This is a genomic window from Enterococcus sp. AZ088 (genome assembly GCF_051714845.1).
Lineage (GTDB): Bacteria > Bacillota > Bacilli > Lactobacillales > Enterococcaceae > Enterococcus > Enterococcus faecalis.
Window position 1 is genome coordinate 2,346,619 of the sequence record NZ_JBIOSQ010000001.1, and the last position, 20,778, is coordinate 2,367,396.

The 20,778-nt window shown below is 38.3% G+C and carries 17 protein-coding genes and 1 other annotated feature; of the genes, 5 read left to right on the plus strand and 12 right to left on the minus strand.

The genetic code is table 11. The annotated features are described in order from the left end of the window. Window positions 1–10 precede the first annotated feature (10 nt). The 3 genes from IGL17_RS11335 to efrA form a co-directional block, all read right to left on the minus strand. Entirely contained in the window at window positions 11–502 is a 492-nt protein-coding gene (locus IGL17_RS11335) for a gamma carbonic anhydrase family protein (protein WP_002355129.1), read from the minus strand. A gap of 243 nt (window positions 503–745) precedes the next feature. Beyond that, a complete protein-coding gene (gene efrB, locus IGL17_RS11340) occupies window positions 746–2,515 on the minus strand; it encodes a multidrug efflux ABC transporter subunit EfrB (protein WP_002365186.1) in 1,770 nt (589 codons plus the stop codon). Then, window positions 2,512–4,239 carry a multidrug efflux ABC transporter subunit EfrA gene (efrA, locus tag IGL17_RS11345; protein WP_033624311.1) on the minus strand — a complete coding sequence of 576 codons (1,728 nt, stop codon included), beginning with the start codon at window positions 4,237–4,239 and terminating at the stop codon, window positions 2,512–2,514. Before efrA ends, efrB begins: the two co-directional genes overlap by 4 nt. 228 nt (window positions 4,240–4,467) lie before the next feature. Here efrA and IGL17_RS11350 point away from each other — a divergent pair, with 228 nt between their 5' ends. From IGL17_RS11350 to rnjA, 3 genes are all read left to right on the plus strand, one after another. Continuing rightward, window positions 4,468–4,854: a YbaN family protein gene (locus IGL17_RS11350; RefSeq protein ID WP_016617852.1), complete on the plus strand. Its 387-nt coding sequence runs from the start codon at window positions 4,468–4,470 to the stop codon at window positions 4,852–4,854. Window positions 4,855–5,158: 304 nt separating this feature from the next. After that, complete coding sequence (locus IGL17_RS11355) at window positions 5,159–5,371, plus strand: DNA-directed RNA polymerase subunit epsilon (protein WP_002355123.1); 213 nt, start codon at window positions 5,159–5,161, stop codon at window positions 5,369–5,371. A 1-nt stretch (window position 5,372) separates the two neighbouring features. Beyond that, window positions 5,373–7,058 carry a ribonuclease J1 gene (gene rnjA / locus IGL17_RS11360; RefSeq protein ID WP_002355122.1) on the plus strand — a complete coding sequence of 562 codons (1,686 nt, stop codon included), beginning with the start codon at window positions 5,373–5,375 and terminating at the stop codon, window positions 7,056–7,058. Window positions 7,059–7,163: 105 nt separating this feature from the next. Here the strand turns inward: rnjA and IGL17_RS11365 are convergent, their stop codons facing one another. The 4 genes from IGL17_RS11365 to IGL17_RS11380 form a co-directional block, all read right to left on the minus strand. Then, window positions 7,164–7,364 carry a cold-shock protein gene (locus IGL17_RS11365; RefSeq protein ID WP_002355121.1) on the minus strand — a complete coding sequence of 67 codons (201 nt, stop codon included), beginning with the start codon at window positions 7,362–7,364 and terminating at the stop codon, window positions 7,164–7,166. A 153-nt stretch (window positions 7,365–7,517) separates the two neighbouring features. Then, window positions 7,518–8,216, minus strand: coding sequence for a RadC family protein (gene radC, locus IGL17_RS11370; protein WP_078126865.1), 699 nt, complete (start codon window positions 8,214–8,216; stop codon window positions 7,518–7,520). Window positions 8,217–8,271: 55 nt separating this feature from the next. Continuing rightward, on the minus strand, window positions 8,272–8,931 hold the full coding sequence (locus tag IGL17_RS11375) for an HAD family hydrolase (RefSeq protein ID WP_002398690.1): 660 nt from the start codon (window positions 8,929–8,931) through the stop codon (window positions 8,272–8,274). Beyond that, a complete protein-coding gene (locus IGL17_RS11380; protein WP_002355117.1) occupies window positions 8,915–10,237 on the minus strand; it encodes a bifunctional folylpolyglutamate synthase/dihydrofolate synthase in 1,323 nt (440 codons plus the stop codon). The genes IGL17_RS11375 and IGL17_RS11380 overlap by 17 nt, the downstream gene beginning before the upstream one ends. A 248-nt stretch (window positions 10,238–10,485) precedes the next feature. On the opposite strand from IGL17_RS11380, the gene IGL17_RS11385 reads away from it, so the two are divergent. Continuing rightward, complete coding sequence (locus IGL17_RS11385) at window positions 10,486–13,050, plus strand: YfhO family protein (RefSeq protein WP_016618038.1); 2,565 nt, start codon at window positions 10,486–10,488, stop codon at window positions 13,048–13,050. Beyond that, window positions 13,043–13,642, plus strand: a complete 600-nt coding sequence (locus IGL17_RS11390; RefSeq protein WP_002355114.1) for a TVP38/TMEM64 family protein — start codon at window positions 13,043–13,045, stop codon at window positions 13,640–13,642. The genes IGL17_RS11385 and IGL17_RS11390 overlap by 8 nt, the downstream gene beginning before the upstream one ends. Window positions 13,643–13,687: 45 nt before the next feature. Here IGL17_RS11390 and IGL17_RS11395 read toward each other — a convergent pair whose 3' ends face one another. The 5 genes from IGL17_RS11395 to IGL17_RS11415 all read right to left on the minus strand — a co-directional run bounded on the left by IGL17_RS11395 (window position 13,688) and on the right by IGL17_RS11415 (window position 20,737). Next, window positions 13,688–16,330 (minus strand): valine--tRNA ligase, encoded by a 2,643-nt coding sequence (locus tag IGL17_RS11395; protein WP_002397611.1) that lies wholly within the window; start codon window positions 16,328–16,330, stop codon window positions 13,688–13,690. 102 nt (window positions 16,331–16,432) lie between these two features. Next, window positions 16,433–16,672, minus strand: a binding site (T-box leader). Between the two features lie 49 nt (window positions 16,673–16,721). Continuing rightward, window positions 16,722–17,210 (minus strand): thiol peroxidase, encoded by a 489-nt coding sequence (tpx, locus tag IGL17_RS11400; protein ID WP_002367321.1) that lies wholly within the window; start codon window positions 17,208–17,210, stop codon window positions 16,722–16,724. A gap of 63 nt (window positions 17,211–17,273) precedes the next feature. Then, a complete protein-coding gene (locus IGL17_RS11405; RefSeq protein WP_010817644.1) occupies window positions 17,274–17,921 on the minus strand; it encodes a redox-sensing transcriptional repressor Rex in 648 nt (215 codons plus the stop codon). A 129-nt stretch (window positions 17,922–18,050) separates the two neighbouring features. Then, on the minus strand, window positions 18,051–19,265 hold the full coding sequence (gene thiI, locus IGL17_RS11410) for a tRNA uracil 4-sulfurtransferase ThiI (protein WP_010707108.1): 1,215 nt from the start codon (window positions 19,263–19,265) through the stop codon (window positions 18,051–18,053). Between the two features lie 158 nt (window positions 19,266–19,423). Then, window positions 19,424–20,737, minus strand: a complete 1,314-nt coding sequence (locus IGL17_RS11415; protein ID WP_002355107.1) for an NCS2 family permease — start codon at window positions 20,735–20,737, stop codon at window positions 19,424–19,426. Window positions 20,738–20,778 lie beyond the last annotated feature (41 nt).

Genomic DNA, 20,778 nt, shown 5'->3' on the forward strand with positions numbered 1-20,778 from the left:
CCTCCTAATTCTATGTTAGTTTCGGGTATTTTTGTTGGCGAAATTCTTCTGCTCGTTGAATATAATGTAAGGCGTTCGTATGATTACTGGCTATTTCTGCTGCCGTTAACGGACGGATAACCTTCGCGGGTCGACCAAATGCTAAAACATTTGGCGGGATAATTTTGCCTTCTGTCACTAAAGAGCCCGCACCAATCAGGCTGTTTTCTCCAATAATGGCGTTATTTAGAATGGTTGAACCCATGCCAATCAAAGCACCATCACCGATTTTACAACCGTGTAACATGCATTGATGGCCCACCGTTACATACTTGCCTACAATTGTCGGGGCATCTTCATCAACATGAATAATCGTGCCATCTTGAATATTACTACCTTCACCAATGGTAATTGTGTTACTGTCACCTCTTAAGACCGACTGAAACCAAATATTACTATCCTTCGCTAGTTGTACGTTTCCATAGACATCTGCACTAGCAGCAATAAAATACTCTTTTTTCAAACTCTGTCACCTCTTTTCATTAAGTATAGACAAGAATCCCTCACTTTCATAGTAAAAAAGACAAGAAAAGAGCGTGGGACAAAAATCACTTTGGATTTTTGCTCCACGCTCAAAAACTGATAAACGGCGGGAACAAAAGCAACTCCTTCGGAAATAAGCCGGAATTCTCCAAAAATTACAGAACAATTTTCGGAAATTCCTTCTTATTTCTCGGAGTTAAACGCTTCTGTCCCGACCTCATTTTTATTCCTCATAGTCGCCTTCTTCAGCAAATTGACTATTGTATAGTTTTTCATAGAAGCCACCTTGTTCCAGCAACTCATGATGCGTTCCTTTTTCAATGATTTCTCCTTGTTTCATAACAAGAATTAAATCAGCTTCACGAATAGTTGATAGGCGGTGGGCAATAACGAAACTCGTTCGTCCTTCCATAACACGATCCATTGCTTTTTGAATTAAGGCTTCCAAGCGTGTATCGACTGAACTAGTCGCCTCATCTAAAATCAAAATTTTTGGATCAGAAATTACCGCTCGGGCAATGGTCAACAATTGTTTTTGACCAAGGGAAACGTTATCTCCCTCAGAATTGATTTCCATTTCATACCCGTCTGGCATTGTCCGAATGAAGTGATCCACATTGGCCGTTTTCGCTGCATCCACAACTTCATAATCCGTGGCATCCAATTTCCCAAAACGAATGTTATCGGCAATGGTACCTTTATACAACCAAGCATCTTGCAATACCATTCCAAATACAGATCGGACATCACTACGGTTCATTTTTTTTGTGTCAATACCATCAATTTTAATGGCGCCTTCTGTTACATCATAAAAACGCATCAGTAAGTTGATTAAGGTTGTTTTCCCAGCGCCAGTTGGTCCCACAATCGCAACCATTTGGCCCGCATCAACTTTAAAGTTCAAATTACGAATTAACGGTTTTTCTGGGTCATAACTAAAGCTGACATTTTCAAATTCAACAGAGCCTAAAATAGGTTCTGGTAAAGGAACATCTTGTTCGTTAAGTTCTTCTTCTGGTTCATCTAGGATTTCAAAAATCCGCATGGTCGAAGCTGAAGCGCTTTGTAAAGCTGCAGACAACTGCGTAATATTCCCCATTGGTTGGCTAATTTGCCAAATATATTGAATAAACGCTTGTAACTGCCCCACTACGATCACACCAGCAACCACATAGTAACTACCAAGGACAGCTACCCCGATATAGGTCCCATAAGCGGTCATTTGAACCAATGGCAACATTAATCCTGAGATAAAGGATGCTTTGAAACCAAAACCATTTAAACGATGATTGACTTGTTTAAAGCCTTCAAGGGTTTCTTTTTCCCGACCATATAGTTTTAAAACACTGAACCCAGTCATATTTTCTTGGACATAACCATTTAAGTCTCCTAAAGAATTTTGCATTCCTTGGAAATATTTCTGGGAGATTTTAACAATTGTTCTGGAAATAATCAGAGACAACGGAATCATAATCACTGAAAAAATCGCCATCAGCGGATTGATTAAGAACATCATCACTACCGCCATCACAATCCCTAGGACTGCCGAAACAATATTAATAAAACTTTGTTGCATCGCATTGCTGACAGCATCCACATCGTTCGTCACCCGTGACAAAATATTTCCTTGTTGGTTCTTATCAAAATAAGAAACTGGCAAACGATTGATTTTTTCTTCAATATCGCGACGTAAATCGCGCATGGATTGTTGAACGACATTCGTCATTAAAAAACCTGACAAAAATTGTGCCACACAATAACCTGTTCCCACAACTAAAATCCAAATTAAACATTGGATTACATAATCAAAGTTGATTGATTCACCGGCCGCAATATTACGGCTAATTTCTGTCGTTGGTAATCCAGTCAAATAAGGCAGCGCTGCATTAAAGGCAACGGTTAATATGGTAAATAAAATAACTAAATAAAACGTCACTCGGTACGGTTTAATATAGCGACCGATTCGTTTCATAGAAGAAAAGGCGTGTTTCATGCTAATTCCTCCTCTGACAATTGAGAAGCCGCAATATCATAGTAAATTGGACAAGTCTCAAGTAATTCACGATGTGTGCCAATTCCGACCACGTCGCCTTCGTTTAAAACAACAATGCGGTCCGCATGCATAATTGTTCCAACACGTTGTGCCACAATTAAAACAGTGGATTCTGTTGTTTCTTTTTTCAGACGCGCTCGTAAATTTGCATCTGTTTGATAATCTAACGCAGAGAAACTATCATCAAATATATAAATTTCCGGATTGCGAATAATCGCCCGTGCGATAGCTAAACGTTGTTTTTGACCACCAGAAAAGTTCGTGCCACCTTCTGAAAGAGGTTCATCATAGCCTTGCGGTTTTTGTGAAACAAATTCTGTAGCTTGAGCAATGTCAATTGCTCGTTCCATTTCTTCTAACGTCGCATCTTCCTTACCGTAGCGAAGATTATCAGCAATTGTACCAGTAAAAAGTAACGCTTTTTGTGGAATATAGCCAATCTTATTGCGTAATGCACTAAGTTGGTAATCTTTTACGTTCACTCCATCGATTAAAATTTCACCTTCTGATACATCATAAAACCGTGGAATCAATTGAATTAATGTTGATTTTCCACTACCTGTGCTCCCAATGAAGGCCACTGTTTCACCAGGTGACGCCTTAAAACTTACATTGCGGATGACTGGGCTTTCCGCATGTCCAGGATAGGCAAAGGTTACATTTTTAAACTCTAGATAGCCTTTAGTAGCTGTTTCTGTTACGCCTTCTTCTTCACGAATAGCTGGTTCCATGTCTAAGGCTTCTTGAATCCGTGAAGCCGAAACCGCAGCCCGTGGATACATCATAAAGACACTGGCAAATAACATAAACGAGAACAGCGCATGGAAAATATATTCAATAAAAGCAATTAAATTCCCAACTTCTAAATCCCCATTGCTGATTTGAACAGTCCCGCTCCAAATGATTAAGACCATCACAATATTAAATAAGAAAAAGAAGCCTGGTTGGGCTGCTGCCATTAAACGAAACAGACTTTTTGAACTTTTAGTGTAAGTTTCATTGACTTTATTAAAACGAGATTCTTCAAATTTTTCATTAACAAATGCACGTATTACCCGCAATCCAGAAAGATTTTCTCTTAAAATCCCATTGATTCCATCTAAGTTCTTTTGTTGCTTTTTAGATAACGGTTCTGACAAACGAGCAATTCCGACAACTGCTAGCAGCAGAAAAGGCAAGGCACCTAAAACGTACATTCCTAACGACGGACTCGTTCGCATCACCATGTAAAGACTGGCAATAAACATCACTGGCGTCATAAAGCCAAGACGTAAAATATTTCCCATGAAGAGCATAATTTGGTATGCATCATTGGTCGTTCGCGTAATTAAGGAAGAAACCCCAATACTTTCATATTCACTATGTGAGAAAGTTTGAATCTTTTCAAATAAATCATCACGAATATCACGAACAATGTTTGTTGTAATTCTGGCACCAAAGTACCCCAGCAAAATATTCATTGCGACACCAATAATCGTAATTACAACCATCCAAATCCCTTGCTGATAAATATAGTCCATATCTTTAGGAATAATTCCTTTGTCAATCATTCGTGCTAAAATGGTCGGCAAGCCTAATTCAATTAAAATAAAACCAAACACACAAATAAAATCAGCGAAAAGTAATTTCTTATAACGCATTGTGTAACGCCACATTAACTTCAATTAATCATCTCCTTCTTATCTTACTTTAAATTTTCTAGTACCCCCACTGTATCAAAAAGAAATCGGTAATACAAGCTGTCTGGCTAGAAAAAACAGCCTTTCTCTTTCTATCCTTTCTCTTTTAGATTTTCTAAAAAATAGATAATTTTAATGATTTACTTATACGATTAAAATTGCTACTTCCTTTTGATTGTGCCATAATTGGGAAAAACTGAAAGGACCCTTTGAATGAAAAAATTATTCTTCATTTTTCTCGGTTCCTGTACGTTTGCTTTAGGCACGTTAGGAATCTTTTTGCCGCTTTTACCCACCACTGGTTTTTATTTATTAACGGCCTTTTTTTGGATGCGTAGTTCAGATAAACTTTATAACAAATTTTTAGCTTCTTCTTATTATCAAAAATATATCCAAGAAGCCTTCTTTGAGAAAAAAATTACTCGTAAAGGCAAATGGAAACTATTTATTTCCATGTTTCTTTTATTTGCCATTCCGTGTTTAATTGTCCGAAATACGTTGATGACTACGACTTTAGCGATTGTTTATTTAGCTCACGTGATTGGCTTAAGTTTGTATTGGCGTCCTAAAAAAAAGGCACTCGAGCTTGATCAAGAATAAGGCGAAACAAGAAGTTTGTTTTTTTTAAAAGTCCAGTGAGTGTTTCTATACTTCCTTATCATTCTATGATAAAATAAGCTTAATTGTTGTTATTCACAACACACGGGACGGTTGAAAAAGAACACATAAAATCAAATACCCAGAATGAAGCAAAGTCGAGGCTTCATTTCATCATTAACAGATGTTTTTGATGAGCATTCTTTTTTAGGTGATCAGCACCTCGTTTTGTTGTGTTTAATTTTCTGTCTTAAAATGAAAAAAACTATAAATTGCTACTATTAGTAGCTGAAGGAGAAATGAATCGATGATTTACAAAGTATACTATCAAGAAACAAAAATCAGAAACCCAAAAAGAGAAGACACAAAATCTCTTTACATGGAAGCCGATAGCGATGTAATCGTGCGCCAATTAGTTGAAGAAAATACCCCATACAATATTGAATACGTTCAATTATTAGACGAAAAACATCTTGCTTACGAGCAAGAACATGCGGACTTCACTCTAACGGAGTTTTAACATGAAAGTAAACATAAAAAATAACGAAACTGGCGTTTTTGCAATCGGTGGTTTAGGCGAAATTGGAAAAAACACATATGGGGTACAATTCCAAGATGAAATTATCATTATTGATGCTGGGATCAAATTCCCAGAAGATGATTTACTTGGGATTGACTACGTGATTCCAGATTATAGCTACATCGTTCAAAATTTGCATAAAGTCAAAGCACTCGTTATTACCCACGGTCATGAAGACCATATTGGTGGCGTTCCTTATCTTTTACGTCAAGCGAATATCCCAATCTATGCGGGACCACTAGCCTTGGCTTTAATTACCAACAAACTAGATGAACATGGTTTATTGCGAGAAGCGGAATTACACGAAATTAATGAAGATACGGTGATTCGTTTTAGAAAAACAGCGATTAGCTTTTTCCGGACGACTCACAGTATTCCTGATGCCTTGGGCGTTGTGGTTAAAACGCCTTCTGGTAACATTGTCGCAACAGGTGACTTTAAGTTTGACTTTACACCCGTTGGTGAGCCAGCCAACTTACACAGAATGGCGAAATTAGGTGAAGAAGGCGTCCTTTGTCTTCTTTCAGACAGTACCAATGCTGAAATACCCACCTTTACAAAATCCGAAAAAACAATTGGGACCTCTATTTTAAAAATCTTTGAAAAAATTGATGGTCGGATTATCTTTGCCAGTTTTGCTTCAAACATTTTCCGTTTACAACAAGCTGCTGATGCAGCCGTGAAAACAGGTCGCAAAATTGCTGTTTTTGGTCGTAGCATGGAAAATGCCATTGTCAATGGCGAACGCTTAGGCTACATCAAAGTGCCAAAAGGAACGTTTGTCGATGCGGCGGAACTGAATCAATTGCCAGCAAATGAAACAATGATTTTATGTACTGGCTCTCAAGGAGAACCTATGGCCGCGCTTAGTCGGATTGCTAACGGTACACACCGCCAAATTAGTATTCAACCAGGCGATACGGTTGTTTTCTCAAGTTCACCAATTCCTGGGAATACGACAAGCGTTAACCGTTTAATCAACTTATTATCTGAAGCCGGTGCAGAAGTTATCCACGGAAAAATCAATAATATCCATACTTCTGGTCACGGTGGACAAGAAGAGCAAAAATTAATGCTTCGTTTGATGAAGCCTAAATATTTCATGCCTGTTCATGGTGAATTTAGAATGTTAAAAATCCATGCTTCGCTCGCTCAAGATACAGGGGTTCCTGAAGAAAATTGCTTTATCATGGGCAACGGCGATGTCTTAGCTTTAACGGCTGATAGCGCACGTCCTGCTGGTCACTTCAACGCTAATGACGTGTACGTTGATGGAAATGGTGTCGGTGATATCGGGAATGTTGTTTTACGCGATCGTCGTATCTTATCTGAAGAAGGTTTAGTTTTAGCGGTAGCAACGGTTGATATTAAAAATAAAGAAATTATGGCTGGTCCAGACATTCTTTCCCGTGGTTTTGTCTACATGCGTGAGTCTGGTGATATGATTCATGAAGGCCAACGTCTTTTATTCAATGCTCTACGTGAAGCAATGAAAGATAAAAACTGTACCGAAGCAAAATTAGGCGAAGCCATGACGACCGCTTTACAGCCTTTCTTGTTTGAACAAACAGAACGTCATCCAATGATTCTGCCAATGATTATGACTGCCACAGTTAGTGATCAATAAAGCTCTCATTTAATAGAGAAGAAAAATGGACAAACATTTTTCTTCTCTATTTTTTCTAACAAAAAAACACCTAACATGCGTTAGGTGTTTTTGGATTATTTTTTATTAGTTTTTTTCTACGTTAACTGCTTGAGGGCCACGGTCTGAATCTTCAACATCAAAAGTCACTGCTTGACCTTCTTCTAAAGTTTTGAAACCATCACCTTGGATAGCTGAGAAGTGTACGAATACGTCGCTTCCGTCTTCGCGTGAGATAAACCCAAAACCTTTTTCTGCGTTAAACCATTTTACTGTTCCTTGTTCCATTCTTTTGTTCCTCCTCGTGCATTTGCACATAAATAGTCGTAACTTTGCTCGCTTCCAATAGAATATTTAAAAAAATTTAAAAAGTCTACATAATTCCAAACAAGATTACCCTTTCATTTTACACGTGATAAAATATTTTTGCAAGAATTGTCCTCATTCTGAAGCAAAAAAATTCTCTTCTCTCAAACTAATGTATCCGCTATCACCAACAATAATATGATCCAACAATTGAATCCCCATCATTTCGCCACATTCTTCCATTCGTTTGGTAAATTGAATATCTTGTGGAGACGGTGTCGGATTGCCAGATGGATGATTATGAGCTAATAGTATGCGAGCAGAAGAATATTTAACCGCTTCCCGAAAAATTTCGCGTGGATGAGCAATACTTTGATTCAGTGATCCTTTGAAAATCGTTCTCTGTTGGATAATGTCATTCTTGGTATTCAAGTAAATACAAATTAAATGTTCTTGTTGCAGCCCCTTCATCTCTTGGAGTAATCGTTGAGCGACTTGTTGACTGGACGTAACTTTGCCAAATTTGATTTGACTACTTTGATAAATTCGACACCCCAATTCAATGGCCGCACGTAATTCAATGGCTTTCACTTGGCCAATGCCTTTAATAGCCATTAACTCGTTCAATGTGGCTTGCTGGAAATAAGAAAGTTGCTTAAACTGTTTTAATAGCGTTGCGGCAACAGTCATCACGTCTGCTTCTTTTGAGCCAGTTCGTAACAGAATCGCCAACAACTCTTGATTCGATAATGCTTTTTCTCCTATCGCTAAGAGCCGTTCTCGTGGTAAACAATCACTCGGCATCTCGCGAATAAACAGATCCGATACTTGCATAAAAAAACCTCCTTTGCTAGTCATTAATAAACTACGCAAAGGAGTGTTGTTTTTATTATTTTAAATAATGTGGCGCTTGATGTAAACTCTCCAAGACATGTAATGTTTTCTCTTGGATAACTTCAGTTGGTTGCAATAAATCAGGTACCATGATCACTGGAATGCCCGCACTATGAGCCGCACTTACCCCATGAAATGAGTCTTCGAAAATCAAGGTTTTCGGGGCTTCTGTTCCTAAAAGTTGACGAGCTTTTTGAAAAATTTCTGGGTCCGGTTTTGCTCGTTTAACATCCTCTGCTGAAACAATTCCTACAAAACGATCCTGAATCCCAGCATGGCTTAATAACATTTCAATTGCTGGACGGACGTTACTTGAAGCAACCAATCGAGGAATTTTTTGATCATCTAAAAAGTCGAGGAATTCCACCACCCCTGGTTTTAAAGGGACGTTACCAGATTGAAACTCTTGCAAGGTATCATCATAAGAACGGCGGATAAATTCTTCCACTGTGTCGTGACCATAGGATGCATAAATACGTCGGTAATTCTCTTGTACTTCTTCATCGGAAATCCCAACATAGTCTAAATAGACTTCTTTACTATATGGTAACCCCATTGCATCTGCTACTTTTTGAGTAGATGTATAGTAAATCAACTCCGTATCAAAAAGCAACCCATCCATATCAAAAATTACGCCATCAAATTTCTTCATCATTTCCTCCTATAGTTAAAAGTAATTCTCTTACTTGAGAAACAAAATATAATGAACCTGTTACTAATAATAAATCATCTGTCGACATTTTTTCTAAAATTTCGCCTAAACCAAATTGCCATAAAGACACAATTTCTGTTAAATCGTCTTCATATTTTTCCATTTCTGTAAGTGCAATAGCTTTAGGGTAATCAAAGCTAGTTAAGTAAAGATGCGCATTCGGTACTTGCTTTAAGTCCTGAATCATCTCATCCACATCTTTAGTTGCTAAAGCTGAAAATAAAATATGAATCGTGTGTTGCGGAAACTCTTTGCGCAAGTTTTCAACTAAGCGTTTTACTGCATGATCATTGTGGGCACCATCTAAAACAATCAACGGTTCATCACTAAGACGTTCCATTCGAGCTGGCCATTGCGCTTTAGCTAACCCTTGAGTAATGTCTCGTTCTTTAAACGGCAAATGTTGTAGTTGGCAATACTTGTCAAATAATTGAATAGCTACCGCCGCGTTTTCTACTTGGTGACGCCCCAACAAGGGAACTTTAATTTTTGTCAGTTTGCCCATTTCTCCATAGAAATTAAATACTTCCCCCCATTGTGTGTCAGGGTGTAGATATTCCACTTGATACTCTTTGCCAAAACGAAAAATTGGACTCTGTTTTTCTTGTGCGACTTTTTCAATGACTGCTAGCGCATCAGCACAAATATTGCCTGTTACTACTGGGACTTTTTCTTTAATAATACCTGCTTTTTGATAGGCAATTTCAGCAATTGTTTCACCTAAAATTTCTGTGTGATCCTTCCCAATTGTCGTAATTCCCGTCAATAATGGCTTCACGACATTGGTGCTATCAAGTAATCCACCTAAGCCAACTTCAACAACTGCGATATCCACTTGTTCATTCACGAAATAGTCCAAGGCCATTCCTGTCAATGTTTCGAATTCTGTAATTCCAGCCACTTCAGTGATCTGGTCTAATTCTTTAATGATTGGTTGATACTTTTCCACATAGGTAATCAATTGTTCGTCTGAAATTGGTTGACCATTTATCGCAATTCTTTCATTAAATGATTCAATATAAGGAGAGGTAAAGGTTCCGACTTTCAAGCCCATTTCTTCTAATAGGCAGCGTAAATATGTCACGGTTGAGCCTTTACCATTGGTTCCTGCGATATGAATCGTTGGCACTTTGTTTTCTGGATGATCAATTTTTTCTAATAACGCATTGATCCGATCCAAACCAGGTCTTGAACCAAAGGGTAACCGGCTATGAATCCATTCAATGGCTTCTTCTATTGTTAATTGCATCTTGTCCAACTCCTTGTCTTCTTCTACATTATAACTAAGTTAGGTGACTTTTTCACTAATAACCAATTGAAACTTTTTCTTGAAAACTTTTTGCATTTTTCATAATTTTGCGTTATTAGCGGATACATTAATGAACTTATGGTAAACTAACATTCTGGATGGTTCATTCCAGCCAGCCAATTAAAAACTATTTTTAGAGCGTTCAACACGCTTATTCATGATTTTTTTATAAAGGTGGACTTATTTTGATGAAAAACAAATCGAAGCTTTTATGGTTAGGAAGTTTTTTCTTGCCGTTTTTACTTCTGTTGCTTGTATGGATGACATTACAACTTGCGCCTTTTGGTGACAACAACTTATTAGTTAGTGATTTAGGCACACAATACATGCCTTTCTTGAGTTTTTTAAAACGCTCTTTTCACGAGGGAATAACTACATTCTACTCTTTTTCCAATGAGATTGGTGAGTCGATTGTTCCTTTGGCAGCCTATTACTTACTGAGCCCTTTTAATGTGTTGGCTTTCTTTTTTCCTTATGAACAATTACCTATAGCAATTTTATGGATTATTACCTTAAAACTTGCCTTGATGGGCACGACGATGTTTAGCTATTTAAAATACACCTATCAAAAAGTTGATGGCACCACGTTACTTTTTTCAACGTCCTATAGTTTCTGTGGCTTTGTCACCGTCTATAGCCAAAACTTTATGTGGTTGGATGCACTGATTCTATTCCCGCTTATCTTATTGGGACTCCAACGTTTATGGGATCAACGCAAATGGGGTTTATACAGTATCACCCTGTTTTTAGCGATTGTGACAAATTACTACATGGGTTATATGATTTGTCTCTTTGCTGTTTTGTACAGTATCTATTGGTTCTTTAAAAAGAATACCCAAGCCCATGCTATTCGGCAATTTTTTAAACAAAGTCCGTTATTCATCCTCGTTTCTTTTTTAACAGGAACCGCAACTAGCTTTTTATTATTACCTGCAGCAGAAGGGATGCTCTATACAAAAAAAGCAGATTTTGATGTCTCGACGTTCTTTTTAACGCCTAAGTTCAACACTTCGTTCTTCTCGCAATTAGGCTTAGGTTCTATTAATTATGAGTTGCGTTTAGACCATTTACCAACCGTTTTTGCTGGATTATTTGTGACACTCCTCTGTGTTGCCTATTTTCAAACGAAACAAATTGCGTTAAAAGAAAGAATAGCTTCAGCAATTCTTTTATTCATTCTCTTTTTAAGCTTTTGGTTAGAAGCCTTTAACACTGTGTGGCACATGTTTCAAAGCCCAGCTGGGTTCCCTTACCGAAATGTCTTTATCTTTAGCTTTTTATTGATTGTCTTTGCCTATGAAGTTTGGCTTAAAAAAGTGACCATTCCTTGGACCGCACCTATTATTTTTAGTCTGCTGTTAGTCATTGGCTACGGATCTTTGTATTATGGTCCACAAAAGAATCTCTTAATTTCGATCAATTATTTATGGCTAAGTTTACTTTTTATTTGGTTGATTTTCGTTTGCTTGCGTTTAGCACACAAAAAGGCCTTAAGAAACTATGTAGTCGTGGCTTTATTCTTACTGGTCAGCACAGAATTAACAACGAATTTCTGGATTTCTTTTAAACACATGCCCTTTGGTAGCCAAGCGACATTTGCCCAAGATTACCGAAAACACAGCCAATTAATCGATGAAAAAATGGCCTCAGCACCAGAACTTTATCGCATGAAACAAGTCATTCCTTCCAAAGAAACAGGGTTCCGTGAAATCAATAACGGCTACAACAATCCTTTACTTTATGGCTATGCTGGCGTTTCTAGCTATACTTCGACTTTAACTGCCACTACCCAAGACACATTAAGTGCGCTAGGTTTATATCGAAAAAATGATCGCCGGATTGCCTATGTGGATAATTCACAACTAACCAATTTACTTTTAAATGTGAAATATGACTTTTTACCAATTGAAAAACCTACGAGTGAAAAATTGCTAAAAACAGTTGGTTCCACGAAAATCATGGAAAATGATGAAGCGATCGGTATGGGCTTTTTGGCGCCAACCGCATTAACCAAGTTAAAATTAGCAAAAAATAATCCTTTAGATGCCCAAGAAGAACTCCTGCAAACGCTCGTGCCGACGGATAAACCTTACTTTAAAACAGCTTCGTTGATAAATGAACCTCATCATACCAACGAAACAATTGAAGCAACCTTTAAAGTGAATAGCACTGGTGACTTGCATCTTTATATTCCGAATTTAAAATGGAAAAAGGTTACACAATTGAAGGTAAACCAACAAGTTATCTCGACGCCGATTTATATTGCAACCAATCAACTGTTCAATTTAGGGCATTTTGAAAAAGGAACTACCGTGACCCTGTCACTAACTGCTGAACAAGTGGTTGATTTAACCAATTGGCAACTTCAAACTTTAGACCAAACAGCCTTTAATCGTGCGGTTGACAAATTACGTCAACAAGCTCTTCACGTGAATGCAACTAAAAAAGGCCATTTAAATGGCGCACTGAATGTACCTGGAAATGACACTCAGTTACTGTATACGTCCATTCCTTATGACCAAGATTGGCAAGTCAAATCGTCGGTACAAAAAGAACCCTTAAAAACACAACGCATTCTAGGTGGCTTTTTAGCTGTTGAAGTCCCAGCTGGCAAACAGCAGTTAACCTTTGCCTATCATCCAAGAATGATTTATCTCGGCACTGCCGTCAGCGGAACGATTTTACTGGGAACGGCTGGTTATCTTGGCTTTAAAAAATACCGTCGAAAACGTCAGGAGGCCACTCATGACTAATCAGAAAAAATTTTTAAATGGACTCATTCGGTGGTTACCCCTAGTTGGACTGGTGCTTTTCTTCGGCTTAATTTTATGGGGATATTCCAGAGGAATTTTTCATTCTGTTGCTTCCTTGCAAGCTTTTATTAAACAGTTTGGTAACTATGCGGTTCTATGTTTCATTCTTTTACAAATCGTCCAAGTGATTATCCCTATTCTACCTGGAGGAATTTCTTCTGTTGCAGGAATGTTGATGTTTGGCAATTTGCAAGGCCTTTTGTATAGCTATCTTGGATTGATTATTGGTGAGTTTATTGGCTTTTTACTGGTTCGTTACTATGGACGTAGCTTTGTAAAAATAATCCTTTCACCCAATAAATACAAAAAATTTGAAGAGATTTTAGACAAAAATGAACACAATGTCAAAAAGCTCTTAATCTTTACTATGTTAGTCCCCTTCGCTCCAGATGATATTGTTTGTTTAGTGGCGGGAATTACAGATATTTCTTTAAAAGAATTCATGAAAATTGTTCTTTTATTGAAATTCTGGTCTGTGGCTACTTACAGCTACTTAATGTTGTATTTGTTTCAATTATTTGGCAAATTATAACAAAAAGACAACAAAACCAACGTTTGGTTTTGTTGTCTTTTCTTTTTAGATTGAACGTAATTGGGCAATCCGTTCTTTGACAGCCTCTTGTTTTTCAAGGTAGTCTTTTTCTTTTGCACGTTCTGCTTCCACGACCTCATCTGGTGCATTTGACACAAAACGTTCATTTGAAAGTTTGCCTTGCACACGTTTGACTTCTTTTGTCCATTTGTCTAATTCTTTTTCTAAGCGAGCAATTTCTTCCTCGATATTAATCAACCCAGCTAATGGTAGGAATAGTTCTGCGCCTGTTAATACAGCGGACATGGCTAATTCTGGCGCTTCTATTTCACGACTGATGACTAATTCCTCTGGGTTACAGAAGCGTTCCAAGTAGCTAGTATTAGCTGTTAAAAATTCTTCTACTTCTGTATCGTTTGTTTTAATTAACAAGGTAATTGGTTTAGAAAGTGGTGTATTCACTTCTGCTCGAATATTCCGAACCGAACGAATAACTTCTTTCAGAACTTCCATTCCTCGAGCTGCTGCTTCATCGTTAAATTCTTCATGAACAACTGGGTACTCTGCCACAACCAATGACTCACCTTGATGCGGAATTTTTTCCCAAATTTCTTCTGTTACAAACGGCATAATTGGATGCAATAAGCGTAAGATTTGATCCAATGTGTACACCAAGATGCTCCGTGTTGTTTGTTTAGCTGCTTCATTTTCTCCGTAAAGAATTTCTTTACTCATTTCAATATACCAATCACAGAAATCATCCCAGATGAAGTTGTATAATTGGCGACCTGCTTCACCGAATTCAAAGCGATCAAATAATTCTGTCACACGGGCGACTGTTTCGTTTAAGCGCGTTAAAATCCAACGATCAGCGACAGTCTTTTCACCACTAAAGTCAATATCTGCAGCAGTCATACCTTCTACATTCATGATAACGAAACGACTTGCATTCCAGATCTTATTGATAAAGTTCCAAGAAGCATCCATTTTTTCATAACTAAAACGAACATCTTGACCAGGTGCTGAACCATTTGATAAGAACCAACGTAACGCATCTGCGCCATATTTTTCGATGACATCCATTGGATCAATCCCATTCCCCAATGATTTACTCATTTTGCGTCCTTGCTCATCACGAATTAAGCCGTGAATTAAGACATTTTGGAAGGGACGTTCACCTGTAAACTCTAAGCTTTGGAAAATCATACGACTTACCCAGAAGAAGATGATGTCATAGCCAGTAACTAATGTGCTTGTTGGGAAGTAACGTTGATAATCTTCGCTTGCTTCATCTGGCCAACCCATCGTTGAAAATGGCCATAAAGCAGAACTAAACCATGTATCTAAGACGTCACTATCTTGAACCCAGTTTTCACTGTCGGCTGGCTCTTCCATCCCAACATACATCTCGCCCGTTTCTTTGTGATACCAAGCAGGAATTTGGTGGCCCCACCATAATTGTCGCGAAATAACCCAGTCATGTACATTTTCCATCCAACGTAAAAATGTTTGATTGAAGCGTGGTGGATAAAATTCAACAGCGTCTTCTGTTTCTTGATTTTTCATTGCTTTTTCAGCTAATGGTCCCATTTTTACAAACCATTGGGTCGATAAACGTGGTTCCACGACAACACCTGTTCGTTCTGAATGACCCACGCTGTGATTCATTGTTTCGATCTTAATTAAGCGACCTAGTTCTTTCAAGTCAGAGACAATCGCTTTACGTGCGGCAAAACGATCCATTCCTTCGTATTTTCCAGCCAGTTCATTCATCGTGCCGTCTTCGTTCATAACATTTACTCGAGGTAAGTCATGACGATTACCGACTTCAAAGTCATTTGGATCATGGGCAGGTGTGATTTTTACAACCCCTGTTCCAAATTCCATATCTACATAGTCATCTGCAATAATTGGAATTTCTTTATCGACTAATGGCAAGACAACTGTCTTACCAATAAGTTCCTGATACCGTTCATCTTCTGGATGGACCGCAATCGCCGTATCTCCCAACATTGTTTCAGGACGCGTTGTCGCAATTTCAACAACGCCAGAACCATCTGATAATGGGTAGCTCATGTGGTAAAAAGCTCCTTCAATATCTTTATGGATTACTTCAATATCAGACAATGCTGTTTTCGCTTTTGGATCCCAGTTAATGATATATTCACCACGGTAAATCAAATCTTTCTCGTAAAGAGAGACAAACACTTTACGAACGGCCTCAGATAGCCCTTCATCTAAAGTAAAACGTTCACGGCTGTAATCTAAAGAAAGGCCCATTTTTGCCCACTGTTCACGAATGTGAGAAGCATATTCTTCTTTCCATTCCCACACTTGATCAACAAATTTTTCACGACCTAAGTCGTAACGTGAAATTCCTTGTTGTGCTAGTTTCTCTTCTACTTTTGCTTGCGTGGCAATTCCGGCATGGTCCATTCCTGGCAGCCATAACGTATCAAAGCCTTGCATTCTTTTTTGGCGGATAATCATATCTTGTAATGTTGTATCCCAAGCATGCCCTAAGTGTAGCTTCCCTGTTACATTAGGTGGTGGAATAACAATTGAATAGGGCTTCGCTTTTTTGTCGCCACTTGGTTTAAATAAATCTTGATCTAGCCATTTTTGATAACGGCCAGCTTCGATTTCTGTCGGTTGATATTTCGTTGGTAAGTTTTTTTCTTCTGACATTTTTTCCCCTTCTTTCTTAAAATACGCGATTTGGAGCGGTAATTATTTTACAAATGAGTTTTTTGGGCTAAACACTAAAATACGCCCTAAAATACTTTCGTATTTTAGGGCGTAGATTCATCTTATTTACGCGGTACCACCTAAATTGCATTTGAATTGAATTCATTCAAATGCCACTCATTCGTGAGATAACGTTCACGAAACGAATCGTTTTACTAACGTACTGTGTTCAAACCATTGACTCACAAGCTACCTTCTCACTGGTTGTGTAAAAGTCTTGCACCTGAACGACTTTTTCTCTAAAACGACGCCAATGATACTCCTCTTGTTCGCTGTCTTTGCTTCATTCTACAATGAAGCGCAAGCAAAGTCAATTTGTAATCTAGAGGGATTACACTTTTTTTGCAGCTTCTAACGCTTGTTGATAATCGGGTTCCGACGAAACTTCTGAGACGATTTCTTCATAAACTAACGTTCCTTCTGGATCAATCACAAAAATAGCACGTGCTAAACGGCCCATTTCTGGAATATACAAACCATAAGCTGCACCAAATGAGTCTTCAGTATCATGAAGCATTTCCATTTCGACACCCTCAGCGGCACACCAATTTGCTTGTTCTTCAACTGTGTTATTGGAAATCGTGATAATCTGAACACCGTCTAATTTCGCCGCTTCTTGATTGAAACGTTTCGTTTGCAGTGAACAAACACGTGTGTCGATATCAGGAACCACACTAATTAAAACCGTTTTACCTTTATAATCTGCCAAGTTGATTTCTTGGTTGTTTAAATTTTTCAAAGAAAAGACGGGGGCTTTTGTGCCAACTTCGGGCTGTTCACCTGTCAATTCTAATACGTGCCCTTTTCTTGTAACATTCATTCTGAAATCCTCCTTTTCCACTTTCAATAATAAGTATAGTAGAGGATTTTTATGAAGACAATTTTATTGCTTTGGGCTATTTGCTAGTGAAAAAGTTTCATTAAAATAAATCAGTGTTTGCAGTTCCGTTGTTAAATCAATATACTGCACACTAACGTTGGCTGGCACACTGACACGGTCTGGCGCAAAATTTAAAATCGCAGTCACACCCGCTTGAACAATTTTGTCGATGGCTTTTTGGGCATGGTGACTTGGTACTGTAGAAATGGCTACCGTGACCCCTTCTCGTCGAACGAATGCTTCTAACTCAGACATATCATGAACTAATAATCCATTAATCGTGGTACCAACTAAAGCTGAATCATTATCAAAAGCACAGACAATATTCAAATTCTCGTTGCGTCTAAAATTATTTTTTAATAATGCCTTGCCTAAATTGCCACAACCAATCAGAGCAATTCTTTTTTCTTCTTGCGTATTTAAAATATTACTAAATACCTCAATTAAATACGGCACATCGTAACCATAACCGCTTCGGCCCAGTTCACCAACGTGGGAAAAATCACGCCGAATCGTTGCAGAAGGAATCTGGATCATTTCACTAAACTCTCGTGATTTAATGCGTTTAACACCAGAATCCCCTAACATTTTTAAATAACGTAAATAAACCGGCAAACGTTTTGCCGTTGCTTTAGGCATTTTTTTCTCCATCCTCTGTCCTCCTTGTTACCTACTTCACATATTCAGTTTATCACGGTTCCCCTCTCCGAGCAACTTGTTTGTGAAATAAGTACAAAATAAATACAGTGACGTCTAAGCGACCGTCACTGTATTTATTTCTTATAGGAAATCTGCAAATTCGTCTTCTTGTTTATCTTTCGCTGTTTCTGCTGAAATCTCTGTAATTTTGAGTCCTTCTAAGGCCCGAGCCATTAAACCTTCCAAGTCTAAGCGCGCTTCATAATCTTGCGCTTTATCCAAGCGAGGTCGTGTTTTCGGTTGCGGTGGCGCAAAAATTGTACAACAATCTTCGAAGGGTTGGATGGCTAATTCAAACGTGTCAATTTTTTCGGCAATTTCGATAATTTCTGTCTTATCCATTGAAACAACGGGTCGAATTATCGGTGTTGAGGTAACCTCATTAATTGCTACCATACTTTGAAGTGTTTGCGAAGCCACTTGTCCTAACGATTCACCATTAATAATGACTAAACCTTTCCGCATTTCACGAATTGCATCTGTTAAGCGTAACATTAAACGTCGTGTAATGGTCATTAAGTAGCCTTGGGGAACAACTCGTTTTATTTCTTCTTGAATTTCTGTAAAGGGCACTTCAATAAATTGAATAGTTCCTACATAAGGGACTAATTTTTCAGCTAAATCTTTAGCCTTTTGTAACGCTTGTTCACTTGTATAAGGCGGACTAGCAAAATGGACAGCTTCCACTTCCACGCCACGTTTCATAGCTAAATAACCAGCAACTGGTGAATCAATGCCTCCTGACAACATCAACATACCACGACCACTGGTGCCCACTGGCAATCCACCCGCACCGCGAATCGTTTCATAAGATAAATACGCCGCGTCTTTACGAATTTCAATTCTTAAGTTAATATCAGGCTTTTTCATTTGTACTCGAATTTCCGGAATGGCTTCAATAACAGCCCCACCTAATTCTTGATTCAAGCCATTTGAATCAAGTTCAAATGAATGGTCCGAGCGTTTAGCAGTAATTTTGAACGTCTTACCTGGCGTATAAACTTCCCGAACAACCTCTTGAACCATTGCACGAATCGCTGGCATTTCTTTTTCAATACGAATACTTGGCGAAAAATTTTGAATCCCAAACACTTTACTTAGTTTCGGAATCACTTCTTCACTATCTTCCCCATTTAATAAAATATGCATTCTGTCTCGATCTGCATGGATTTTCAATGCTGGAAAATCAGCTAACGCACGTTTCACATTTTGTGCTAACTGCATGATAAACGTTTTACGATTTTTTCCTTTAGTTGATAATTCGCCATAGCGAACCATAATTTCTGTATATTTCACTCAATTAATTCCTCTCTGTTCCTGTATCTTCACAGGTCAATGTCTTTGCAAATTATACATCAAATAAGGGGCGTTTTTCTAGTGCTTAGTCGAAAAAAATAGTTGATTCATAAGTTCATTGTCTTATGAATCAACTATTTGATAACTTTCTCTCTTGCTTATTGCGCATTCAGGATCCACATGAATCCGACAAAAACAAAGAACAAGCCATACATAATTGGCGAAACTTCTTTCCCGCGTTTTGCCGCAATCATTGTAATTGGATAGAAGATAAAGCCTAAGGCAATCCCATCTGAAATGCTGTATGTCAATGGCATTCCTAACAAGATTAAGAAGGAAGGAATCGCAATTTCCATCTCGTTCCATTTAATTTTGCTTAAGGATTGTGCCATCAAAACACCAACAATAATCAACGCTGGTGCTGTAACTTGCGAAGTGACAACTGCTAACAAAGGAGAAAATAGCAAGCTGAAAATAAATAAAATCCCGGTTGTAATAGCTGTGATTCCTGAACGACCACCCACAGCAATCCCCGCAGATGATTCAACATATGCACCAACTGGCGATGTCCCTAGTAGAGAACCAGCTAACATCGCTGTTGAATCAGCGGCTAAAGCTTTCCCCACACGCGGCATTTTATTGTCCTTCATAAAACCTGCTTGATTGGCTAAGCCCACCAACGTACCAGCCGTATCAAAGAATGTTACTAATAGGAACGTTAAAACCACGACCCACATTTGAATCGTATTGATATCTTTCACATGTCCTAATGCCACTAAAAATGTTGGTTCTAAACTTGGCGCGCTTGAAATAATCTTATCAGGCATTGGAATAACCCCTGTCGCTAAACCAACAATCGTTGAAATCGCCATTCCAATAAAAATACCACCTGGTACTCGACGAACTAACAAAATTGCAGTTACGACTAAGCCGACAATGGTGACCCACGTTGAACCAACATTCAAAGGTCCTAAGCCAACAAGTGTCGCATCATTAGCCACAATTAAGCCACCTTGGCTTAAACCAAGAAAAGCAATAAACAACCCGATTCCACCTGAAATAGCAAATTTCAAGTCTGCAGGAATTGCATCAATAATTAGCTCGCGTAATTTAAAAATTGTAATTAAAATAAATATCAATGAAGCCACAAAAACGCCTGCTAATGTCGTTTGCCAAGGAATCCCCATACCAACAGAGACTGAATAAGCAAAGAATGCATTAATTCCTAAAGCTGGTGCTGTCGCAATCGGATATTTCGCCAACACACCCATTAAAATACAACCTAAGGCACTCGCTAAAGCGGTGGCAGTAAAAACAGCGCCTTCGTCCATGCCAGAAGCACCAAGTACGGTTGGATTAACGAACAAAATATACGCCATTGAGATAAATGTGGTGAAACCAGCTAACATTTCTCGTTTCATATTCGTATTCAATTGTTCAAGTTCAAAATATGAACTTATTTTTTCTTTCATGTTCCGTCCTCCTAAAATCTAAATATTTTACAATGTTCGTA